The following is a 22,544-nucleotide window of genomic DNA, read 5'->3' on the forward strand; positions in this document are numbered from 1 at the left end:
GTTAGGGGAATTGACCAAAACTGAATATCGCCGGGATTTTATGTATCTGAATGTCAGTCTTCTGCCACTTTGAGATGGGCTGTGTCAGGATCTTTTCATTCGATCCTGAGATATCTGCAGCAATACTTAACAAGGTGTCTGCCCGGCAAGATTTTAAAATATCTGTAATCAATTGGTGATTACGATAAGGCGTTTCCATAAAGAGTTGTGTATATCCTGATTGACTTAACCGCTCCAATTCCTTAATTTTTTTCTGCCGAGGGTTTTTATCGATTGGTAAATAACCATGAAACGTAAACTGCTGCCCATTAAACCCCGAGGCGATGAGCGCCATTTGAATGGAGGAGGTTCCTGGCATGGGTACCACCTGTATGCCCGTCTGATGGGCGAAACTTACTGCCAAATTACCCGGATCGGCCAAACAGGGAACGCCTGCTTCTGAGATCACCGCCATATCTTGTCCATTTCTGGCAGGCTCAAATAGCGGGTACATCTGATCCCAGTTTGATTTTTTGTCTAGCACACAAAACTCCAGATCCTCTATGGTGATCCCGGCTTTCAGACTGCTAATAAACCTCCGTGCAGTACGGACATTTTCCGCGAAGTAGTGCTTTGTGTTTTTTAATACTTCTGTTACCATTGGAGAAACAAATGACGCATCGTTATCCGTTGACAGATAGGTAGGAATCAGAAATAATTTACCTTGACTCATATGGGCAAAATATTGATTTTAATTGGATTAGTACTCGTTGTTGTAGGTGCAATCATGGAGTTTGTTCCGAATATCGTATTAGGTCGGCTTCCGGGAGAAATCCGTATTGAGCGAGAAAATTTCAGTTTTTACTTCCCGATCACCACATAAATTCTTATCAGTTTGGTTTTAATGCTGTTTGGTTATTTATGGAATAAAATCAGGTAACGCATTTCTTTAACCACAAAAATCACAGGGGACACTAAGTGAAACACTCTGTTTTCTCCGTGTATGCACTCAGTTATCTCCGTGGTTAAAATAATTGGCTTCCCTTTAGCTCAGAAACTCCATCACCATTTCTCCTAATTCCCTCGGCTTCTCAGCGTGCACCCAGTGGCCGGCATCTTTAACGCTCGCAATCAATGCCTTTGGAAAATGCTCGCGAATCAGATCATGATCCTCCTCCGTAATATAATCTGATTTGCTTCCGGCAATGAAAAGGGTTTTTCCGTCAAAACTAACATCACCTTCTATGCCCTCACCCACGCTTTCAATAGCTCGCTCTATAGCATCAACATTTAGCTTCCACCCAAAGCTTCCATCTTTTTTTCGATCCAGGTTTTTCAAGATAAACTGACGAACGCCCATGTTGGAAATCACTTTTGACATTTGTTCATCTGCATCCTTTCTGTTTTCAAGGCTATCGAGATCTACTGAATGAAACCCCTCAAAAATCTGCTGGTGGTGAGGAGGGTAATATTTTGGAGCGATATCCACGACTATCAGTTTATCAACCCTATCAGCGTGCTGTGTGGCGAGGTGCATGGCTACTTTTCCACCCATGGAATGGCCTAGAATATGTGCTTTTTTCAGACCTTCATCATCCATCAACTCTACCACATCCTTTACCATCACATCATAGTCAAACTCGTCGCTGTGTGGTGAATTCCCGTGATTTCTTAGGTCCACCAGATAGACTTTAAAATTTTCTGCGAAAACTTTTCCAAGGGTTTGCCAGTTATCAGACGATCCGAATACCCCATGCATAATGATGAGGGGATCACCCGACCCCAATGTTCTAAAGTTTAATTTCATTAATCAGGAAGAATTTGATTACAGGTCTATGAAAGGACAAAATGATTGGTTTTGTTCATTTCCTACCAATAAAATGTTTTTGACTCAAAGTTACATATTACCTTCACGAGCTTTATGAATTCGATCAGCACATTTCTTGCAGATGCGGTAAACTTCATATGGGGACCTCCTTTGCTTATTCTTCTTTTAGGAGGAGGGCTTTTTCTACTGGTTTATTCGCGATTCCTTCCTTTTAGATACCTCCTTCACGCAGTTAATATATTGAGGGGAAAGTATGATGACCCTGACGACCCGGGGGAAATCAGCCATTTTCAGGCATTAAGCGGTGCGCTTGCCGCGACCATAGGAATGGGCAACATTAGCGGAGTGGCCTTGGCTATAGCTGCTGGTGGTCCAGGTGCAATGTTCTGGATGTGGATGAGTGCGTTTGTGGGAATGGCAACTAAATATTTCACCTGTACGCTTGCTGTTCAGTTTAGAGGAAAAGACTCTGAGGGTGAATTACAAGGAGGGCCTATGTACGTAATCCGTGAAGCCCTGGGAAAAAAATGGATGCCACTAGCGCTTTTCTTTTGTGTGGCTGGCTTTTTTGGAGCTACTCCCGTTTTCCAGACCAATCAGATGGTAGCAGTTTTTAAAAATGTGGTCCTTATTCCGGCAGGTATCGAAAGCTCATTTACAGTTAACCTGACCGTAGGGATTGTGATTGCAACGCTTGTTGCTATTGTGATTTTAGGAGGGATCAAGCGAATAGGAAATGTTGCTTCCAAGCTGGTTCCTTTCATGGTGATTCTATTTGTGCTAAGTGTGCTTTCGATAATGATCACGAACCCTGAGGAAATTATTCCATCCTTTATGTTCATCATTGAAGATGCATTTACTGCCAAAGCAGTTTTGGGAGGAGCTGTTGGAGCTGTTATTGTAGAGGGGGCTAAACGAGCTGCATTCTCAAATGAAGCAGGGATCGGGATGGCACCACTGATGCACGGTGCAGCTAAAACAAAGGAACCTGTACGAGAGGGATTGGTAGCAATGCTAGGACCAACCATCGATACTATCATCATCTGTACAATGACCGGTATTTGTATTTTGATCACGGGGGTTTGGAACAGTGGGGAGGCAGATGGGATAGTAATGACAGCAAGAGCCTTTGAAATAGGGTTGCCTGGGGTTGGCCCCATAGTATTAATGATCTGTGTAATGGTTTTTGCAATCACCACCATTTTTGGGCTGGCCTATTATGGCCAGAAATGTTTGTCTTTTTTGATTGGAGCGAGATACGGCAAGTATTTTTATTATTGGTACATTGCCTTAGTCCTGGTGGGTTCAGTAGCATCTTTAACAGATGTGGTCAATTTGGTGTTTGTAGCATATGGACTGATGGCTTTTCCCACTATGATTTCAGCAGTGATACTTGCTCCCAAAGTGATGCAAGCCACCAAGAAGTATTTTAGTGAAGTATATAAATCGTAATCATTTGGAATGCTGGTACTTAGATGCCATATCTTTGTGCCGATATCATTTAAGATAGGATGAGAATTGTAATAGCTGGAGCCGGTGAGATGGGGTTTCATCTTGCAAAGCTTTTAACCGCCGAAGAGCAGGATATTGTAATCATAGATTCAAATCCAACTGTGCTGGAGTATGTCTCTCAACACCTGGATGTAAGCACAGTGCGTGGGAGCTCGACTTCCCCACGTATCTTAAAAGAAGCGAATATTGGAAAAACCGACTTGCTAATTGCCGTTACTTCTATTCAGGAGACGAATATCACAACTTGCATTTTGGGGAAAAGTCTGGGAGCAAAGAAAACCATTGCACGTATATCCAATACAGAGCTCCTTCACTCACGTGATGAGTTAAATCTAAGCAATGTTGGAATCGATGAGATTATATCCCCGGCCTCACTTGCGGCAAGGGAGATCAAACGATTACTCAAACAGTCTGCTTTAACCGACACCTTTGAGTTTGAAAAGGGAATGCTTTCGCTAGTGGGTATCACTGTGGACGAGGGGTCACAGCTTTATGGAAAAACACTAACCGAAACGGCTTATTTGAACCCTGACCACAATTTCACTACGGTAGCGATTCTCAGGGACAACAAAACCATAATTCCATACGGTGAAAATAAATTTCAGGATGGAGATCATGCGTATTTCATTGCCCAACCTGATGGAATTGAGCGGGTGACTTCACTAGCCGGAAAAGAAAGTTTTGAGATCAAAAATGTGATGATCCTTGGGGCCAGCAAGGTTGGAATAAACACTGCTAAGCTCCTTAGCAAAAAGTACAATATTAAGTTGATTGAGGCGGACAAAGAAAAATGCCTCCACCTGGTTGATGAACTGCCGGATACCATGATTATCAATGGTGATGGACGTGACATTAACCTTTTGAAAGAGGAAAGCATTGATCGGATGGACGCATTTGTAGCGCTTACAGAAAACTCCGAGACTAATATTATGGCTTCTCTGGTTGCTAAAAACCAGGGAGTCAGAAAAACCATCGCACTGGTGGAAAATGTGGACTATATCCATCTTTCTCAGAGCATTGGTATCGATACGCTGATCAATAAAAAATTAATAGCAGCCAGCTTTATCTTTAGATACATCCGAAAAGGCGAAGTATTAAATATCGCAGGTATTCATGGTGTTGATGCAGAAATACTTGAGTTTGAACTTGGAGAGAAATCAAGAATAACTGAGCAGCCACTGAAAGACTTGGATTTTCCAAAAACAGCCATTGTTGGTGGTGTAATTCGGGATGGAAAAGGAATTGCTGTTAGAGGAAACTTTGAATTTCAACCCAAAGACCGGGTGGTCGTATTGTCAAAGCCAGAATGTATTAGAAAAGTGGAGAGCTTCTTCAAATAATGCAGTTTAACTATAAGGTAATTTTCAAAGTAATTGGCATTCTGCTTCTAATCAACGGAGGCTTCATGCTCACTTGTTTGCCTTTCAGCTTTTATTATAATGAGGGTGACCACCTGGCCCTGATAAGCTCCTCGTTCATTACAATTGGTGTCGGGTCTCTTCTACTCCTGCTTACCAGAAATCTTCGTACTAATGAGATGCGGAAAAAAGATGGATACCTTATCGTTACGATGGGGTGGCTTTCCATGTCTTTTTTCGGAACACTACCGTATTTAATTAGTGGGGCGATTCCTGATATTACCAATGCATTTTTCGAAACACTCTCTGGCTTTTCCACTACCGGGGCAACTGTACTTACAGACATTGAGTCTGTGGACAAAGGGATCCTTTTTTGGAGAAGCTTGACTCAATGGATCGGAGGAATGGGGATTATTGTCTTAACGGTTGCGATCCTTCCTCTTCTAGGAATTGGTGGGATGCAGCTGTTTGTAGCAGAGGCGCCCGGTATTTCTCCTGATAAGCTCCAACCTCGAATAAAAGAAACTGCCAAACGTTTATGGATCATCTACTGTGGATTGACAGTGACTGAGCTGGTGTTGCTATGGGCCGGGGGAATGACGTTTTATGATGCGATCAATCACAGCCTTACCACCATGGCTACAGGGGGCTTTTCAACAAAAAACGCTAGCATCGCTCATTATCAAGATCCCTTCATTCAGTATGTAATCATCTTTTTTATGTTCATGGCAGGAACCAATTTCACCATGACATATTTCGGACTGCATGGCAAGTTTCGGAAAGTGTTAAGAAACGAAGAGTTTCGATTTTATCTCATTTTCTGTGTTATCTCATCCTTGATTGTGGGGTTAATTATTTTCAATCTTGGTCATGACACCTTTGAGAAATCCATTCGCGACGCATTGTTCCAGATTGTTTCCGTGGTAACCACCACCGGTTATGTGACACATGACTATACCGCATGGACATCCTTTCTAACCGTGATTTTCTTTCTGTTGATGTTTGCCGGAGGCTCTGCTGGCTCAACTGCCGGCGGAGTGAAGCTTGTAAGACATATCCTCCTAATCAAGAACAGTTTGCTAGAGCTAAAGCGGATTCTGCACCCATCAGCGATTATTCCCGTTCGGTTTAATGGGAAATCTGTTAGCAGGGACATTACTTTTAATGTATTGGCCTTCATCATGATCTATATCCTTATTGTGTGTTTTGGGGCGATCGCTGTTTCCTCGTTTGGAATTGATTTCAATACCTCTTTAGGAGCAGTAGCAACTACACTTGGTAATATTGGGCCGGGGATTGGCGATGTTGGGCCTGTTGACAATTTTGCTCACCTTCCTACAGGGGTTAAATGGATTCTTTCATTTATGATGCTACTAGGCCGACTTGAACTATTTACTGTCCTTATCCTCTTTACTCCATTTTTCTGGAGAAAAGTTTAAGGCCTTTCAATAGATTAACTCATCTTTGAGCGATTTCATCAAAAAATGAATAAATGAATATCCTCAGCTATATCATTTGGACGGTAGATCCGGCCATTTTCACCATCCCTTTTACAGACTATGCTCCACGATGGTATGGTGTGTTGTTTGCGTTAGGATTCTTGCTTTCCCAGCAGGTTTTCTTTCGAATTTTCAAAGCGGAAGGACGACCGGAAAAGGATGTGGAACGAATAACCGGATACATGGTTATCGCGACCATCATTGGAGCCAGGTTGGGTCATTGCTTGTTTTACAATCCTGAGTATTATTTATCTAACCCGATCAAAATCCTGATGATCTGGGAAGGGGGTCTTGCCAGTCATGGTGGAGCACTGGGTATTTTGGTAGCTATTTATTTATTCTGCAAAAAATATAATTATCGCTACCTATGGATTTTAGATCGGTTAGTTATTGTGGTAGCACTAACTGGTGCAATGATCAGAACAGGAAACCTCTTCAACTCGGAAATGGAAGGAACCCTGACTAGCTCAAACACTGGGATCGTTTATGCAAGGGCCACCTATGATATACTCAATTATTCTGAGGATGTAGATGATGTGTGGTTTGAGAAAGGCGGGGAGATGCAAAGTGATCAGGCAGGTTTTGTGCCCATCACCGCATTCATCGTATACCGCAGAGGATATCAATTCGAATTGAAGGACAAAATGTTTGTTGAAAATCAGCTGAAAAGCACCTTAAGCAGATATGGAGAAGTAACGGAGCATGTTGATTTTGGAGACGGTCCACTGGCATACAAAAACTATCAAAAAGATGGTAAAGAGGTTGTTGAAATTGCTGCCTTAGGTAAGGTGAGACATGCAGCTCAATTATACGAGGCTATTTATTGTGTCATTCTGATGATCGTGCTTTACTGGCTTTGGAGCAAAAGAAAAGACAGCCTGCCACAAGGCTTCAATTTTGCACTATTTATGATCGTGCTTTGGTCGCTACGTTTTGTCGACGAGTTTTTCAAGATGAATCAGGAGGCTTTTGAGGAAAACATGACCTTGAACATGGGGCAGATATTAAGTATCCCATTGACCATAGCAGGTATTGTTCTGATGATTTGGATTTTCACCGGAGAACGAAAAATGTCTGATTTTATCTAAACACAAAAAAAGGGAGCGACTTGCTCCCTTCAATTTTCTAAAGAGACATGTATTTATTCCTGATCTCCTTCTGTAGCCTCCTCTACTTCTGCAGCAAGTGAATCTACAGCAACGTCTACTGAGTCCATTGCTTCGTCAGCAGCTTCCTCCATTTCATCCATTGCTTCCTCAGCAGCCTCGCCTGCTTCCTCTACTGCGTCCTCTGCTTCTGAGTCTGATGATGAAGATGATGATGTGCAAGCTCCTAGGAATGCAACCATAGCTAATAGTAAAAGTACTTTTTTCATTTTTGGTCAGGTTTTAATTTCCCATAAAATTATAAGGATAATGCTCATAAACAAACGATAAATCCCTTTTCTAAAAAAAAACCAAAATAAAATCCTCGCTTTTTAAAAGTACACTTCAAGTTTTTCGACTGTCAAATTGTCTCTTTTTTGTCATTAGGATATTAAATTCCTGACAAGATGTCTTTAAATAGTCCAAAAAATCCTTTGGAATAACATTTGACATCTTCCGATTGTACAATAAAAATGTGACTAATGAATTTTAATAATTATACCATCAAAGCGCAGGAGTCCCTACAGAAAGCTACAGAAATTGCTTCTGGTGGCGGTCAGCAGGTAATTGAGACCGGTCACCTTTTAAAGGCGATATTATTATCAGATGAAAACCTCATCTCGTTTTTATTGAAGAAGCTGGGTGCCACTAAGCAGATGATCCAGACACCATTGGATGTGGTGGTCAATGGATATCCGCAGGTTTCAGGGGGACAACCATACCTTTCCAATGATGCAGCAAAAGCACTTCAAAAAGCAGAGAAGTATCTAAAAGATTTTGGTGATGAGTATGTAGCTGTTGAGCATGTCATTCTTGGGATATTAGCTGGATCAGATAAACCGGCACAAATTTTAAAGGATGCCGGCTTTCAAGAAAAACAATTGATCGCAGCAATCAAAGAGCTTCGTGGAGGCGAGAAAGTGACCGATCAAAATGCAGAATCGAAGTACCGGTCATTGGAGCGCTATTCCAAAAATCTCAATGAGCTGGCGAAGAAGGGCAAGATAGATCCGGTAATCGGACGAGACGAGGAAATCAGAAGGGTGCTTCAGATTTTGGCACGAAGAACGAAGAACAACCCAATCTTACTTGGTGAGCCTGGCGTGGGTAAAACAGCTATTGTCGAAGGCATGGCTCAACGAATCGTGGATGGTGATGTGCCAGAGAACCTAAAGTCAAAAACGATTATTTCACTAGATATGGGACTGTTGGTTGCTGGTGCGAAATATAAAGGAGAGTTTGAGGAGCGACTGAAGGCAGTCATCAAAGAAGTGACAGATAGTGACGGAGAAATCATTTTGTTCATTGATGAGATCCACACCTTGATTGGTGCCGGAGGTGGTGGCGAGGGAGCCATGGATGCTGCCAACCTATTGAAGCCTGCATTAGCCAGGGGTGAATTACATGCAATTGGTGCTACTACACTGCAGGAATACCAGAAATACATTGAAAAAGATAAAGCGTTGGAGCGAAGATTCCAGGCTATCACCGTGGATGAGCCAGGGGTGGCGGATGCTATTTCCATTCTTAGAGGGATCAAAGATAAATATGAAGTACATCATGGCGTTCGGGTGAAAGACGATGCGGTAATTGCTGCAGTAGAGCTTTCTAACCGGTATATTTCTGATCGTTTTTTACCAGATAAGGCCATTGACCTGATGGACGAGGCTGCTTCTAAACTTCGTATCGAAATTGATTCGTTACCGGAAGAACTTGATGAGCTGAACCGACGGATCATGCAGCTGGAGATCGAGCGTGAAGCAATCCGAAGGGAAAAGAATAAAGAGAAAGAAAAGCAACTCAACAAAGAGATTGCAGACTTGGAATCTGAAAGAAAAGAGCTGAAAGCCAAATGGGACAATGAAAAATCGGTAATCCAGGGATTACGTGAGGCAAAGGAAAACATCGAGAACTATAAGCTGGAAGCTGAGCGTGCTGAACGTGTCGGAGAATATGAAAAAGTAGCAGAAATTCGCTACGGAAAAATCGTCGAGGCAGAGAAAAAGCTGTCTGATTATCAGCAACAGCTTCATGAAATGCAAGGTGAAAAGTCGCTACTGAAAGAGGAAGTAGATGCTGAAGATATCGCGGAAGTAGTAGCAAAGTGGACCGGCATTCCCGTTTCCAAAATGCTTCAAAGTGATCGAGAGAAGCTGATCCATCTGGAAGACGAACTTGGCAAGAGAATAGCAGGTCAGTCCGAAGCGATTCAGGCTGTTTCCGATGCTGTGAGAAGAAGTCGTGCCGGATTGCATGATCCGAAGCGACCAATTGGTTCATTTATATTTCTTGGAACCACAGGGGTTGGTAAAACCGAACTTGCTAAAGCACTTGCAGAATACCTCTTTAATGATGAGAACTCCATGGTTCGCATAGATATGTCAGAGTACCAGGAGCGCCATGCGGTAAGCCGCTTGATTGGAGCGCCTCCGGGATATGTGGGCTATGATGAAGGTGGTCAGTTAACTGAGGCGGTAAGAAGAAAGCCCTACAGTGTGATCTTGCTGGATGAGATTGAGAAGGCACACCCTGACGTCTTCAATATCCTCCTCCAGGTATTGGATGATGGACGATTGACAGACAATAAAGGCCGTGTGGCGAATTTTAAAAACACGATCATCATCATGACCACTAACATTGGTTCTGGGCTTATCCAGGATAGCTTTGAAAAGATGGATGAGAAAAACCCTGAACCAGTGATTGAAGAGACCAAGAATCAGGTGTTCGAACTTCTGAAGAAATCTGTTCGGCCGGAGTTTTTGAACCGGGTAGATGAAACGATCATGTTCCGACCGTTGAGCAAGGATGATCTGCAGAAAATTGTAAGTATTCAGTTCAGGCTGATCCAAAAACGTCTCGAGGAGAACGGTATCAAGATTGAAGCTGACGAAAAAGTACTTGCGCATCTTGGTAAGATTGGATTTGATCCTCAGTTTGGAGCACGTCCGTTGAAGCGGGTGCTGCAGCGTGAAATTTTGAATGAACTGTCCAAGGAAATTTTGGCAGGCAACATTGCGAAAGATTCTGTAATTGGAGTAACCTTATCCGATCTGGGAGCTGTAGAGTTTTTGAACCTCGATAAAGTGGCTATTGAGTAATGGATTGCTCATCAATACCAATTATCTCCCTCTTTGGAGCGGTTCGACATTTCGAGGGTAGGGAGAGGATTTTGAAAATATTTTGATGTGAAAACCATTTGGAAGTTTTTAAAACGAGTTTTATGGGTGGCGGTCATCGGAACAATGATCGCTTTTCACAACACTTACAATCAAGAATTCAAGTCTTTGGATGATGTAAGACAGGTGGTTGTAGAAGAAGATGAAGAAGAATAAAGACCGGGTTTCACCGGTCTTTCTCTTTTAAAACAATTTATACTGTGGTGGTACAATCCCACTCATTCGCAGGTAGACAGCTGCTTGACCTCTGTGGTGTGAGACATGTTCATGAGCCTTTTGTATCCAGGCGAGTTTGGTGATCTTGAAAGGGCCTCTTTCCACTATCTCACCGAACGAGTCAGGATCCATATTTTTAATTGAATTGATAGCAAAATCAAAGCTTTCAGTTACCATGCGTTTTACCTCTTCCTTGGATTGCAAAGACTCATCCTTCTCCAGGTTTGTATCTGCATAAATTCGCTCGGCCCCTGTTCCATTGCTAACCAGGCCAATGGTTCCCTGGGAAGCATGTAAAAACTGCTGGGCATAACTTCTTACTTCTTCGGTCGGCTGATAATCAAATTTGTCTTCTGGCATGGCTTCAACATACTCTAACGACATAGCTTTGGCCCGCTCAAAATCTGCGACAAGAGATTCAATTGTTGTTTGCGCATAAACTGTGGAGAGTAAGCAAACGGAGAGTAAGATGGATATCGATTTTTTCATAATTGTAGGGTTTATTCTATTAACAACGATAAAATAGTAAACCATACCCAACCTTTACATGAGTGGTTCAAGATAAAATGAACCGAAATACATAATTTTTTGATTGATTAGATTTAAATTTAATAACCAATTACCCGTAACAAATACGTCATGACTGCTGAAACAATCCAATCCGAAATCAAAGACCTGGAATCAAAACTAACCGGAGACATGTTTAACGACATGGAGATCAAAGACAAAATTCACAATTTGAAGATGAAGCTAAACGGCACTCGTCCCATGAACTCCGAGATTGAGTGCGTTGGGTGCGGTAGTTGATCGAATATATTTTCCCGACCACCTGTCAGCTCGTATATATAGTTAGGATTATCAAGTAAATCTTAACTATATGCGCAAGTACTATTACATATTTCGCGCTACCGTTGCATTTCTTTCAATAGCACTATTCATAAGCACTTGTGCTTGATTTGTTTTGATGTGCGGAAGCCATTTAGATTCTAGCCTGTCTTTACAGTGTAAAGATCTCCACTATGATTTCTAAAATTGTTCAGGCGTTAATTCTATGCCTCATTGGTATCCCAATTTCTTTATTAGCTCAGGATGAGCCCTCTTACGATTACATTGCCAGTTATGGAGATCATGGACACAGCAGTTTTGCGTTGGTGCGCAAGGAAAATCGGTATGGGCTGATTGACCGCCAGGGCAAAGAGGTGCTTCCTGTCGAATACGAAAAAATTTATTCCTTTGGTCAATCGGGACTGAACTGGGCCAAGATCCAGAAAAATGGCCGATATGGCTATATAGATCGCAGTGGGACAATCGTAGTAAAACCAATATATGACCGTGTATACTCCTTTGGTGACAAAAACGTAAACTGGGCATTGGTCCTTCAAAATGGGTTGTATGGATTCATTGATAGATCAGGTGCGGAGATCGTTCCGTGTATTTACAGCGACATCAACTCCTTTGGGTCTTATGGAATATCCTGGGCGAGAGTACAAAAAGATGGATTATACGGATTCCTTGATAGATCCGGGAAAGAAATTGTTCCGACTGCCTACACCCGAATTGGGAGTTTTGGATCCATTGGAGCGGATTGGGCTAAAGTTGAAAAAAATGGTTTAGAAGGATTTATCGATAGAAGTGGAAAAGAGATTATTGCTCCAAAGTATACATCAGTTTCCTCGTTTGGAACAATTGCCAGCCACTGGGCACGGGTGGAAAGAAATGGCTTGTACGGTTTAATTGATCGATCCGGCAAAGAGGTGATTGCACCAACGTATGAGCGGATCTACAATTTTGGGAGTAAGGGCGCATCACACCTGGCCATGGTCAGAAAGAATGGCCTGTATGGCTTCATTGATAAAACCGGCAGAGAGGTCGTTCCGCCTGTCTACGATCGCATCAGCTATTTTGATCGGGAAAATTCCAACTGGGCCCTTGTTGAAAAAGACGGGAAGTTTGGGTTTATAGATAAAACAGGGAAAGTAGTGGTGCCAGTAGCCATGGCAGACCTAAGCGGCAGCTTTCATGAATTGAGTGATCATTTTAGTTCCCGGGGTACGCATATTGGAAATATAGGTGCAGTTAAGAAATACTGGGTCAGCGAATTTGTTGGAAAATACGCACTCATTAAAAGTAAGAAGACCTGGAAGTTAGGAGTGGTTGACAAGGATTTTAACATCGTTGTTCCTGTTGAGTATCAGAAAATCATGGTAGATGAGGCAGGAAATATCCATGTATGGAAATAAAAAAAGGCGCCTGTGGCGCCTTAACAATTTCATGAATCCAGCACTTATTTAAAAGCTTCAGCAAAAAGTGCTTTCATCTCCTCCCAACTGGCACTGTCTGCCTCCGCATTATATGCTAACGGCATTTCAAATTTCGCGGCAATTGAATCCGCTGCTTTGCTGGTAAAGCTATGTACTGCTCCTTCATAATTGATGAATTTGTATTCCGCACCAGCTGCATCCATCGCTGCTTTGAAATCCTCGATTTGTTGTTCTGACACAAACTGGTCGTCTGCTCCATTGGCAACAAGCACCTTAGCCTTGACAGCCCCAGAGTCGGGCATTACTGGTAAGCCTAATCCTCCATGGAAAGAAGCAACTGCATCCAGATCATAGCCTGCATTGGCCATACTGAGCACGACTGATCCCCCAAAGCAGTAGCCAATTGCTCCGATTTTCTCATTATCTACGTTCGGGTGATTTTTCAATGTTTCCAGTGCGGCATCAAAGCGTGCTTTTGCCTCGTCAAAATTGCCCATCACCATTCCAGCAAACTCACCGGCTTCATCCGGATGTGCAGCTTGTTTACCATCTCCGTACATATCTACAGCAAGAGCAACATATCCAAGATCTGCAAGCATATCCGCCCTCTGTCTGGAGTACTCATTGTGCCCCCACCATTCATGTACCACCAAAACTCCGGGACGCTTGGATGAGTCGTTTACGTCCATGGCTAGATAGCCAATCATTTCAGTAGAGTCTGTGGCATAGGATGTGACTTTCCCGATCACCTTAACCGGTACTTCTTCAGGAGCATCACTGTCAGACTCTTTTTCTGTGCTGGTACATGCAAACATGAATGCACCCAGCATTAATCCATAAAGCAGTTTGAATTTCATCTTATTAGGTTTTTAAGTTTAGTATAAAGGTAAACAGGAAACCGCTATGCCCTGTTCCGATAGATTCGGACTTACTACGTTATTCTTTAATCCTGAGCTCGTCTGAAAGCTCATTAGTGTCAGTGTCTTTTCGAACAAACCCATGGGCGAGGAGCAACTCCTTGCAATGGTTAATCCCATTCACCAGGCCATCCCCTATTTGTTTTCGTTTCAGTCCATCTGTTATGAGCGATACCACCTTTTCCCAGTCCTCTTTTTTCACCTTGACATTGATTCCCTCGTCACCAAGCACAAGAACCACATGCTCAAGTCGGCTGATGTAAATAAGTATGCCTACTCTTTCTTTGGTATCATAAACTTTCTCGTTGAGAAAGGCCTCTTTTGCCCGAAGAGAGATCATTTCCATGGCACGATCATCGGAGACAAAAATCCGCTTCAGAATGGGGAAAATAATTGGAAAAAAGTAGCCCAGGATCATCAAAGAGAGAATTACAATAAACGCCTCTAAGAATGAAATCGCTGGAAGCATCCATGTATACGATAGCATCGCAATAATAGCCAACCCCCCGATTCCTAAAATGGCAGATAGATGCCACGAAACTTCAGCGTAATCGTCACTTTTTCTGGTAAAGAATGGTACAATTTCACCACACGATTCTTTCTCGAGAGCCTCAACTGCTTCTTTGACCCGGTGCTTTTCTTCTTCTGTAAATATGTATTTTTTCATTTGTCTAAACTTTTACCAGCCTCCTGATGCACCTCCGCCACCAAATCCTCCGCCACCTCCTGAGAAACCTCCACCACTAAAGCCCCCACCACCGCCCCAGCCGGAAGAACCACCTGCATAACCGCCATAATAACCCCCGCCTCGTCTGCCTCCTCCTGATCCTTTGCCGTTAAGGAAAACGAGTGCAAAAAAGGAAGCGAAAACGGCAGAAACGAAATTGACAATTAGCCAAACAACAATGAACACGAGGGAGATTATAATCAGATTGCTTTTGAAGTTTCCTAGCTTGTTAGCAAGGGCTACTTTGGTAAGTATCACAATAAATATTAAAACAACGATTCCTATGAAGTAAAACAGTCCTATGGTTTTATTACCCTTTGAGCTGGTGGTCGTCGAAGTAACCTCAGGCAACTCTTCTCCATTGATCAAGCCAATGATAGCTTCAACTCCTTCTTCAATACCCAGGTAATAGTCGCCATCCCGAAAATGAGGAACGATGATGTTGTTGATGATGCGCTTTGCATACGCATCCGGAATTGCCCCCTCAAGCCCATACCCAACCTCTATTCTCAGTTTGCGGTCATTTTTTGCAATGATCAGCAGCACACCATCATCTACATCTTCCCGTCCTATTTTCCATTGATCCACGACTCGAATGGAGTACTGTTCAATGGTTTCCGGCTTGGTGCTATTGATTGTGAAAATAGCAAGCTGGCTCCCTTTTCTGGCTTCTAAAGCTTCTAGTTGGTTAGTAAGGAATGATTCCTCTGATTCTGATAGAATATTGGCCAGGTCTGTGACACGAGTTTTTAGCTCAGGTACTTCGGGAATATCTTGCCCAAGAGCGCTAAATACCGCTGTTGTCAGAATCAGAATTGCTATTGATTTTAGGTATGATTTCATATCTTCGATGAAAATAAGAAATAAAGATTAAATCACATGAATAAGCGCGTAATTACCATACTGATCATTGTCGTTGTTGTTTTTCTTGGTTACAACTTCTTTGCAGGGAAGTATAACAGCATGGTGACTATGGACGAAGAAGTGAATACGGAGTGGGCGAATGTAGAGACGCAGTATCAGCGTAGGTATGACCTTATTCCAAACCTTGTGAATACAGTGAAAGGCTTTGCAGAGCAAGAGCGGGAAGTATTAACTCAGGTAACCGAGGCAAGGGCAAAAGCATCCAGTATTCAAATAGATCCTTCCAACCTAAATGAAGAAGCACTACAAAACTTTGCTAATGCACAGGGACAATTAAACTCGGCCCTTTCAAGACTCTTAGTTACCGTAGAGCGCTACCCTGACTTAAAATCCAATCAAAACTTTTTGGAGTTACAGGCACAACTGGAAGGTACGGAAAATCGAATTTCGGTGGCACGTACTCGCTATAACGAGAAGACAAAAGCGTACAATACTTATATCCGAAAATTCCCGAACACAATGCTTGCGGGTATGTTCGGATTTGAAAGGAAACCTCTCTATGAAGCAGCAGAAGGAGCTGAAAACGCCCCTAATGTGCAGTTTTAATAATAAATAAGATAAATCGTCCCACCACTTTGAGTGGTAGGATGATTTATTTGCTTTTACTCACTGAAGTGTGAAGCTGATAGGGATAATCATTTGAACCCTTACTCTTACATCACCTTGCTTTCCAGGAAGGAAGTCTGGGACTAGCTTCATTACTCTTAGCGCTTCTTCATCGCATCCTGCACCAATACCTTTAACTACTTGAATGTCAGTTAGCGATCCATCTTTTTCAACAACAAACTGTACAAAAACCTTTCCCTCTATTCCCATTCGCTGGGCTTGTCTAGGGTAGCGAATGTTTTTACTCATGAACTTGTAAAAGTTCTGCATACCTCCTTCAAAGGATGGCATAACCTCTGCATACGAACGTAACGGCTCTTCTACAGCTTCATCTGGCATTTCCGGAGGAGGGATGAATTCAATCATATCCTCTTCCAAGATATCTCTATCAATTATAACCTCAGGTTCCTCTACTGTCTCTTCTTTCGTTTCTTTAATTATGGGTTCTTTTGGAGGAGGCGGAGGTGGGGTTTTGTGAATTGTAGGTGGAATCAAAATGTCATCATATTCTTCAAATGCTTCATCAAATTCGACAAGGGGATCAATGGGTGACTTCCATTCAAAAGCTACCAGTGTGAGTGACAAGGAAATAATCATTCCTATTCCAAAGAATAGTGGTCGCTTAGATTCAAGGTCATACTTTTTGTTTTTCTTCAGTTCCATAATTCAAACGTTTATTAGGTTTTCAATTATTTAATTGAAATAAAAGCATGAATCATGCCTGAATAATCAATTCAAAAAATCATTGATATGTCTGACCAGATCCTCAAAGACTTCTTTTCTGGGAAGAAGGTCATCACTGTTAGCCCCTGCGATAGGTCTGGCCACTGTCTGATGAGATTCCTGAAGATATTGCTCACATAGCTTCAGGTCTTTCAAGATGGGGTTGTTTTGATCCATGGAGCAAGCGTGCCTGAATTCGCTCAGGTAAATATCATACCATTTGTAAACACTGCTAAACGATACCAACGAAGTAAAGAAAAGATCTAGTACCTCTCCCCTTCCTTCTCTGAGCTTCAATCGGGAGTCTTCAAAGGTCTCCTCCTGCAGGGCCCACAATTTGAAAATGTCACTGGACAGATCTTTGTCAGAGGTGTACAGTACGTCCGTGCGATACATGGAAGAAATAACCAATGAAGAGCCATCACCCAGGCTTTGGATCAATGATTTAAAGTGCTGTGCCGTTTTATCTCTGAAGTAGAAAGACGGGGCTTCTTTTCCTTGTATGTGAATGTAGCGAAGCATGATTCATTGCACAGATGAATGGTACCTCCTTCAATATACTGATTATTTCAATCGCAGGTGGTATCCAATTTCAAATGACTTTAACCAAAAAGGGGCCCGATTCAATCGGACCCCCTAGCTGATTCTCATTCCAAATCGAATCGATCTGCGTTCATTACTTTCGTCCAGGCAGCTATGAAATCATTGACAAATTTTTCTTTATTATCGTCTTGCGCATACAGCTCGGCATATCCTCTCAGGATGGAGTTAGATCCAAAAACCAGGTCTGCTCGTGTTGCCGTATAAACAGCCTCTCCCGTTTTTCTGCTTTTCCCCTCGTAAAGATTGTCTCCTTTTGGCTCCCATTTGAAGGCCATATCTGTCAGGTTTACAAAGAAATCGTTGGTTAATGCACCAACATTGTCAGTGAACACACCATGTTTTGATCCTCCATAGTTAGCACCCATTACACGCATGCCTCCAACCAAAACAGTCATTTCCGGAGCAGTCAGTCCAAGCAATTGTGCATGATCCAACATCATTTCTTCAGCTGTAGATGCGTAAGCTTTCTTTTGATAATTTCTAAAACCATCAGCTACACGCTCCAGCGGTTCAAATGCCTCAATGTCTGTCATCTCTTGCGTGGCATCACCTCTTCCCGGAGCAAATGGTACGGATACGTTGTGCCCGGCCGCCTTTGCTGCCTGTTCTACCCCTACACATCCTGCCAATATGATGGTATCAGCAATGCTGGCATTAAATTCTTCTGCCAAAGGTTCCAATTTAGAAAGGACACTTGAAAGTCTGCCTGGTTCATTTCCTTCCCAGTCTTTTTGTGGCGCTAGTCTGATTCTGGCTCCATTGGCGCCTCCTCTCATGTCTGAGCCCCTAAAGGTTCTCGCACTGTCCCATGCAGTTGCTACCATATCAGCAATGGAAATTCCGGAATCCGCAATTTTGGCTTTCAGGCCATCTACATCATAGGAGGCATTTCCTGGTTCGATAGGATCCTGCCAGATCAAATCTTCTTTAGGTACTTCCGGACCAATGTATCGGGTCTTAGGACCCATATCTCTGTGCGTAAGCTTAAACCAGGCCTTGGCGAATGTTTTCGAGAAGTATTCCTGGTCCTCTTTGAACTTCAGAGAGATATCACGATAAATTGGATCCTCACGCATTGCCATATCTGCATCTGTCATCATGGGCATAGTTTTAACTGACGGATCTTCTACATCTACCGGCATGTCTTCTTCCTTGATGTCCTTAGGCATCCATTGGTTGGCACCTGCCGGACTTTTCTTTAGTTCCCACTCATGCTCAAATAGCATCTTGAAGTATCCATTGTCCCACTTAGTAGGTTCTGATGTCCACGCACCTTCCAGCCCACTGGTCACGGAGTGTCTACCAACTCCTCCATTTTGATTGTTGGCCCAGCCAAACCCTTGTTCTTCCAAAGGTGCTCCTTCCGGTTCAGGACCAAGCTTGCCTGCATCGCCATTCCCGTGAGCCTTGCCTACGGTATGTCCTCCTGCAGTAAGTGCCACGGTTTCTTCATCATTCATAGCCATTCGCTTGAAAGTCTCCCTCACCTGAGCGGCAGTTTTAAGTGGGTCGGGCTTTCCGTTTACTCCTTCCGGGTTTACATAAATAAGACCCATGTGAACGGCTGCCAAAGGATTTTCCAGCGTTGATGGATCATCCAGGTTTTCATAACGCTCCTCACTTGGTGCAAGGAATTCTTTTTCAGCTCCCCAATAAACATCTTTTTCCGGATGCCAAACGTCGGGTCTACCGAAAGAGAACCCATACATTTCCAAACCCATCGTTTCATACGCTGCATTTCCAGCCAGAATGAAAAGATCAGCCCAGCTTATTTTATTACCATATTTCTTTTTGATCGGCCATAGCAATCGTCGGGCTTTATCCAGGCTGGCATTATCCGGCCATGAGTTCAAAGGCGAAAAGCGCTGGTTGCCTGTTCCGGCTCCTCCCCTACCGTCTGAGATACGGTAAGTTCCTGCTGCGTGCCAGGCCATTCGGATCATGAATCCTCCATAGTGACCCCAGTCTGCTGGCCACCAATCCTGACTGTCTGTCATCAGCGCATGCATATCTGCTTTGATTGCATCATAGTCTAATTCTTTGACAGCTTCTCTGTAATTAAAATCTTCATCGTATGGATTCGTTTTAGAATCGTGTTGACTCAGGATATCCAGGTTAAGTGAGTTTGGCCACCAGTGTTTGTCGGTGGTGCCGGTTGAAGTATTGCCTCCATGGAAAGGACACTTACTTGCTCCATTTGATGATGCGTTCATATTCATTTTAGAAAAGGTTTTAATACATTAACTATTGTAAATCTATTATTTAGATTATTTATAATTCTTATATGTCCATAAGCACAACCTATACCAAAACATTGGGAGGATTGCTGATTATTTCACTTTCACTCAATGCGTTTTCTCAGTCGAAGAAGAAATTTAAAACCAAGTATGACCGGGATGATTTAGAGCTGGTGCCATCTGCTCCCGATTATAGTCAGATGAAATATTGGATAGCTCATCCGGATGTTCAGGATATGGCAGATGAGGTGCCGGGAAAAGGCGAGCTTAAAGAATATCAGGACAATGCTGAAGTGGATGTCTTTTTCATCTACCCCACTATTTATGCTGAAAAGCAGGAGAAAGATCATCCATGGTTTGCTGACGTGAATGACGAAAAACTCAATAAAGAAATTGTGAAATCTACTATAAAGAATCAGGCCAGTGTTTTTAACGCCTCCGCTAAGGTTTATGCCCCATTGTACCGGCAAGCTCACATCGGTGTGTATCGGATTGACAATTTGCCACTAAAGGTGGAAGCACTGGAGTTTGCTTATACGGACATAAAACGAGCATTCGAATATTACCTGAAAAACTGGAATAATGACCGGCCGATCATTATCGCCTCTCATAGCCAGGGAACCAATCATGCGGTAAAACTCCTTCGGGACTTTTTTGAGAGGCGGCCTTTGATGAACAAGCTTGTTGCGGCATATATTGTAGGGATGCCATTGGATAAAGGCACCTTCTCTTACATCCCTCCATGTGATGAACCAACGAAAACAGGATGCTGGCTTACATGGAATACCTACCTAAGAGACTATTATCCTCCTCAACATGATTTTTGGTATGGAGATGCGCTGAATGTAAATCCATTAAGCTGGACCACTGATACTACGTACGTTTCATGGGGAGCTAATCGGGGTGGAGTGTTGAAAAACTTTAAGAAAATCCGACAGGGCCTTTCTGATGCGCAGAATAAGGATGGAATGCTATGGATTAATAAGCCTAAATTCTTTGGCAACTTCCTTATTAATTGGAAACGATATCACATTGTCGATTACAATCTATTCTATATGAATATAAGAGAGAATGTAGCCGAGCGTGTGGAGGCTTATCTGGAAGAAAACAAACCAGACTAGCCTTCTTTAAATTTTTCTTCCTCCTCATACTCCTCCAAAAAATCTGGAAGCAATGCCATCATTCTTTGGTGTATGTCGAACAAAGTAGCGCTTGCGAGGTAATCAACAGAGAAGTCGCAGTAATCCATGAAGCTAGTGAGTTTATCTCCTTCCAATTTGGTGTTCTCAGCAACCCACTCACGTGTAAATTTCTGATAGGCTTTGGACGTAATATGTTGACGCTTCCTGATTTGCTGCATCTTTCGTTTTTCTTTTTCCTTTTTGCTAAAGGAATGATGGAGAGCGGAAACAGGATGGAAAAAGACAAATACCGGATTTAAATATTCATTTTTTTCAAGCTGAGGATAAGGATCCATTACCACTTCAGGCACACCAAATATTTTGAAGGTGGTATCCTTTGGTTGCTCCTGAATGATCATTTCTTTGAAGCGTTCATATTCAGGGAATTCTCCAACTACCACTTCATCCAGGTAAATAGTATTCACGGGAAGAAAGAATTCGATTTCTTCTCCATTGAACCAGGTAGAGTCTGCAATCCATGCAAGCGTTTTATGACCGACACTTGAGAATACCAGTGTGTCTCCTATCTGAGTCGGCATTTTGAATTTACCTTCCTCATTGGTGGAGGTCAGCTGGCCAGCATCTATATTCCGCACATGCACGCCAATCATTTCATCTCCACTCATGCTGTCACGAACGACACCATAGACATAATCTCGCTGAGCATTTACAGCCCCCAGCATAAAAAGAAACGATATGGTCAGGATCGTTTTCATTAGTCAAATATCCTCTTTTATTACACGCAAATTTTTGATTTAGGATTATTTAACATTTTGTGTAAAAGCAGGTTAAAAGATCATGGTCGAGATCAAAAAGCATTCCGGTATCTATACATTAACAATAATGCAGCAGTTGCCGATAAAGTTGTCTGAGGCATGGGGGTTTTTTTCTTCTCCGGAAAACCTTGAAAAGATCACCCCTGATCATATGGGATTTGAGATTACCTCCGGAGAGTCCGGACGTATGTATGCAGGACAGATCATCAGCTATAGAGTGGCTCCTGTTCCTGGGATTAAGACCAACTGGGTCACAGAGATAACCCATGTGGATGAGGGGAAATTTTTTGTAGATGAACAGCGATTTGGGCCTTATAGCATGTGGCATCATGAACATCATTTTGCAGAGAATAAAAATGGTGTGCTCATGACCGATAAGGTCACTTATAAAATTCCCTTTGGTTTCTTAGGATCCATTGCTCAGCACCTGTTTGTTAAGAGACAATTGAAAGGAATTTTCGAATACAGAGTGAAGGTATTGGATGAGATATTTGGTAAAGGTTAACTTTCTGATAGATTAACTTTCTGCAATGAAAAACCTCATCAAACTGGAGGAACTAGTGATGTTCCTCCTTTCTATTTACCTGTTCAATTTATTGGATTACGCCTGGTGGGTATATCTGGCACTAATACTTGCTCCGGATATTGGGATGCTGGGATACCTGATCAATACCAGCATTGGAGCAACCACCTACAATCTTTTCCATCATAAAGGCATTGCAATTATTATTGGGTTTGCAGGCTTTTGGTGGTCTATCCCTGAGCTGCAATTGGCAGGTATCATGCTCTTCGGTCATTCCAGCTTAGATCGTATCTTCGGATATGGGTTAAAGTTTAGTGATAACTTTAAACATACGCACCTTGGAAACTTATAAT

General features: G+C 42.6%; 24 protein-coding genes. 13 read left to right on the plus strand and 11 right to left on the minus strand.

Annotated features, from left to right (window positions below):
- Position 1: 1 nt before the first annotated feature.
- Positions 2-712, minus strand: a complete 711-nt coding sequence (locus ACXAH9_RS09725; protein ID WP_474894670.1) for an SAM-dependent methyltransferase — start codon at positions 710-712, stop codon at positions 2-4.
- On the opposite strand from ACXAH9_RS09725, the gene ACXAH9_RS09730 reads away from it, so the two are divergent.
- Positions 713-862, plus strand: a complete 150-nt coding sequence (locus tag ACXAH9_RS09730) for a DUF2905 domain-containing protein (RefSeq protein WP_474894671.1) — start codon at positions 713-715, stop codon at positions 860-862.
- A 162-nt stretch (positions 863-1,024) separates the two neighbouring features.
- Here the strand turns inward: ACXAH9_RS09730 and ACXAH9_RS09735 are convergent, their stop codons facing one another.
- A complete protein-coding gene (locus ACXAH9_RS09735; RefSeq protein WP_474894672.1) occupies positions 1,025-1,786 on the minus strand; it encodes an alpha/beta fold hydrolase in 762 nt (253 codons plus the stop codon).
- Positions 1,787-1,900: 114 nt separating this feature from the next.
- Between ACXAH9_RS09735 and ACXAH9_RS09740 the strand changes: the two genes are divergently transcribed.
- Genes ACXAH9_RS09740 through ACXAH9_RS09755 form a run of 4 tightly spaced genes read left to right on the plus strand, consistent with a single transcriptional unit; the run spans position 1,901 to position 7,264 of the window.
- Positions 1,901-3,259 (plus strand): alanine/glycine:cation symporter family protein, encoded by a 1,359-nt coding sequence (locus ACXAH9_RS09740; protein ID WP_474894673.1) that lies wholly within the window; start codon positions 1,901-1,903, stop codon positions 3,257-3,259.
- A gap of 59 nt (positions 3,260-3,318) precedes the next feature.
- Positions 3,319-4,659 (plus strand): Trk system potassium transporter TrkA, encoded by a 1,341-nt coding sequence (trkA, locus tag ACXAH9_RS09745; RefSeq protein ID WP_474894674.1) that lies wholly within the window; start codon positions 3,319-3,321, stop codon positions 4,657-4,659.
- Complete coding sequence (locus ACXAH9_RS09750) at positions 4,659-6,116, plus strand: TrkH family potassium uptake protein (RefSeq protein WP_474894675.1); 1,458 nt, start codon at positions 4,659-4,661, stop codon at positions 6,114-6,116. Before trkA ends, ACXAH9_RS09750 begins: the two co-directional genes overlap by 1 nt.
- A gap of 53 nt (positions 6,117-6,169) precedes the next feature.
- Positions 6,170-7,264 carry a prolipoprotein diacylglyceryl transferase gene (locus ACXAH9_RS09755; protein ID WP_474894676.1) on the plus strand — a complete coding sequence of 365 codons (1,095 nt, stop codon included), beginning with the start codon at positions 6,170-6,172 and terminating at the stop codon, positions 7,262-7,264.
- 53 nt (positions 7,265-7,317) lie between these two features.
- On the opposite strand, the gene ACXAH9_RS09760 is transcribed toward ACXAH9_RS09755, so the two are convergent.
- Positions 7,318-7,551, minus strand: coding sequence for a hypothetical protein (locus ACXAH9_RS09760; protein WP_474894677.1), 234 nt, complete (start codon positions 7,549-7,551; stop codon positions 7,318-7,320).
- 252 nt (positions 7,552-7,803) lie between these two features.
- Between ACXAH9_RS09760 and clpB the strand changes: the two genes are divergently transcribed.
- Positions 7,804-10,419, plus strand: a complete 2,616-nt coding sequence (gene clpB / locus ACXAH9_RS09765) for an ATP-dependent chaperone ClpB (protein ID WP_474894678.1) — start codon at positions 7,804-7,806, stop codon at positions 10,417-10,419.
- An 87-nt stretch (positions 10,420-10,506) separates the two neighbouring features.
- Positions 10,507-10,653 carry a hypothetical protein gene (locus ACXAH9_RS09770; protein WP_474894679.1) on the plus strand — a complete coding sequence of 49 codons (147 nt, stop codon included), beginning with the start codon at positions 10,507-10,509 and terminating at the stop codon, positions 10,651-10,653.
- Positions 10,654-10,680: 27 nt separating this feature from the next.
- Here ACXAH9_RS09770 and ACXAH9_RS09775 read toward each other — a convergent pair whose 3' ends face one another.
- Entirely contained in the window at positions 10,681-11,202 is a 522-nt protein-coding gene (locus ACXAH9_RS09775; protein ID WP_474894680.1) for a DinB family protein, read from the minus strand.
- Between the two features lie 150 nt (positions 11,203-11,352).
- On the opposite strand from ACXAH9_RS09775, the gene ACXAH9_RS09780 reads away from it, so the two are divergent.
- Both ACXAH9_RS09780 and ACXAH9_RS09785 read left to right on the plus strand, forming a co-directional pair.
- Entirely contained in the window at positions 11,353-11,520 is a 168-nt protein-coding gene (locus ACXAH9_RS09780) for a hypothetical protein (protein ID WP_474894681.1), read from the plus strand.
- Between the two features lie 212 nt (positions 11,521-11,732).
- A complete protein-coding gene (locus tag ACXAH9_RS09785; RefSeq protein WP_474894682.1) occupies positions 11,733-12,953 on the plus strand; it encodes a WG repeat-containing protein in 1,221 nt (406 codons plus the stop codon).
- Positions 12,954-12,997: 44 nt separating this feature from the next.
- Here the strand turns inward: ACXAH9_RS09785 and ACXAH9_RS09790 are convergent, their stop codons facing one another.
- The 3 genes from ACXAH9_RS09790 to ACXAH9_RS09800 form a co-directional block, all read right to left on the minus strand.
- Entirely contained in the window at positions 12,998-13,831 is an 834-nt protein-coding gene (locus ACXAH9_RS09790; RefSeq protein ID WP_474894683.1) for a dienelactone hydrolase family protein, read from the minus strand.
- A gap of 79 nt (positions 13,832-13,910) precedes the next feature.
- Positions 13,911-14,558 (minus strand): TPM domain-containing protein, encoded by a 648-nt coding sequence (locus tag ACXAH9_RS09795; protein ID WP_474894684.1) that lies wholly within the window; start codon positions 14,556-14,558, stop codon positions 13,911-13,913.
- 12 nt (positions 14,559-14,570) lie between these two features.
- Positions 14,571-15,461 carry a TPM domain-containing protein gene (locus tag ACXAH9_RS09800; protein ID WP_474894685.1) on the minus strand — a complete coding sequence of 297 codons (891 nt, stop codon included), beginning with the start codon at positions 15,459-15,461 and terminating at the stop codon, positions 14,571-14,573.
- Positions 15,462-15,497: 36 nt separating this feature from the next.
- On the opposite strand from ACXAH9_RS09800, the gene ACXAH9_RS09805 reads away from it, so the two are divergent.
- Positions 15,498-16,088 (plus strand): LemA family protein, encoded by a 591-nt coding sequence (locus ACXAH9_RS09805; protein WP_474894686.1) that lies wholly within the window; start codon positions 15,498-15,500, stop codon positions 16,086-16,088.
- Positions 16,089-16,148: 60 nt separating this feature from the next.
- Here the strand turns inward: ACXAH9_RS09805 and ACXAH9_RS09810 are convergent, their stop codons facing one another.
- The 3 genes from ACXAH9_RS09810 to katG all read right to left on the minus strand — a co-directional run bounded on the left by ACXAH9_RS09810 (position 16,149) and on the right by katG (position 19,687).
- Positions 16,149-16,811, minus strand: a complete 663-nt coding sequence (locus ACXAH9_RS09810; RefSeq protein ID WP_474894687.1) for an energy transducer TonB — start codon at positions 16,809-16,811, stop codon at positions 16,149-16,151.
- 66 nt (positions 16,812-16,877) lie between these two features.
- Entirely contained in the window at positions 16,878-17,393 is a 516-nt protein-coding gene (locus ACXAH9_RS09815; RefSeq protein WP_474894688.1) for a hypothetical protein, read from the minus strand.
- A gap of 125 nt (positions 17,394-17,518) precedes the next feature.
- Positions 17,519-19,687 (minus strand): catalase/peroxidase HPI, encoded by a 2,169-nt coding sequence (gene katG, locus ACXAH9_RS09820; protein WP_474894689.1) that lies wholly within the window; start codon positions 19,685-19,687, stop codon positions 17,519-17,521.
- 71 nt (positions 19,688-19,758) lie between these two features.
- On the opposite strand from katG, the gene ACXAH9_RS09825 reads away from it, so the two are divergent.
- A complete protein-coding gene (locus tag ACXAH9_RS09825; RefSeq protein ID WP_474894690.1) occupies positions 19,759-20,832 on the plus strand; it encodes a DUF3089 domain-containing protein in 1,074 nt (357 codons plus the stop codon).
- Here ACXAH9_RS09825 and ACXAH9_RS09830 read toward each other — a convergent pair.
- Entirely contained in the window at positions 20,829-21,608 is a 780-nt protein-coding gene (locus ACXAH9_RS09830; RefSeq protein ID WP_474894691.1) for a carboxypeptidase-like regulatory domain-containing protein, read from the minus strand. The genes ACXAH9_RS09825 and ACXAH9_RS09830 overlap by 4 nt on opposite strands.
- An 82-nt stretch (positions 21,609-21,690) precedes the next feature.
- Between ACXAH9_RS09830 and ACXAH9_RS09835 the strand changes: the two genes are divergently transcribed.
- Positions 21,691-22,173 carry an SRPBCC family protein gene (locus ACXAH9_RS09835; protein ID WP_474894692.1) on the plus strand — a complete coding sequence of 161 codons (483 nt, stop codon included), beginning with the start codon at positions 21,691-21,693 and terminating at the stop codon, positions 22,171-22,173.
- A 25-nt stretch (positions 22,174-22,198) separates the two neighbouring features.
- Positions 22,199-22,543, plus strand: coding sequence for a DUF4260 domain-containing protein (locus tag ACXAH9_RS09840; RefSeq protein ID WP_474894693.1), 345 nt, complete (start codon positions 22,199-22,201; stop codon positions 22,541-22,543).
- Position 22,544: the final 1 nt, after the last annotated feature.

This window comes from Ekhidna sp. ABH4_415 (assembly GCF_056161305.1).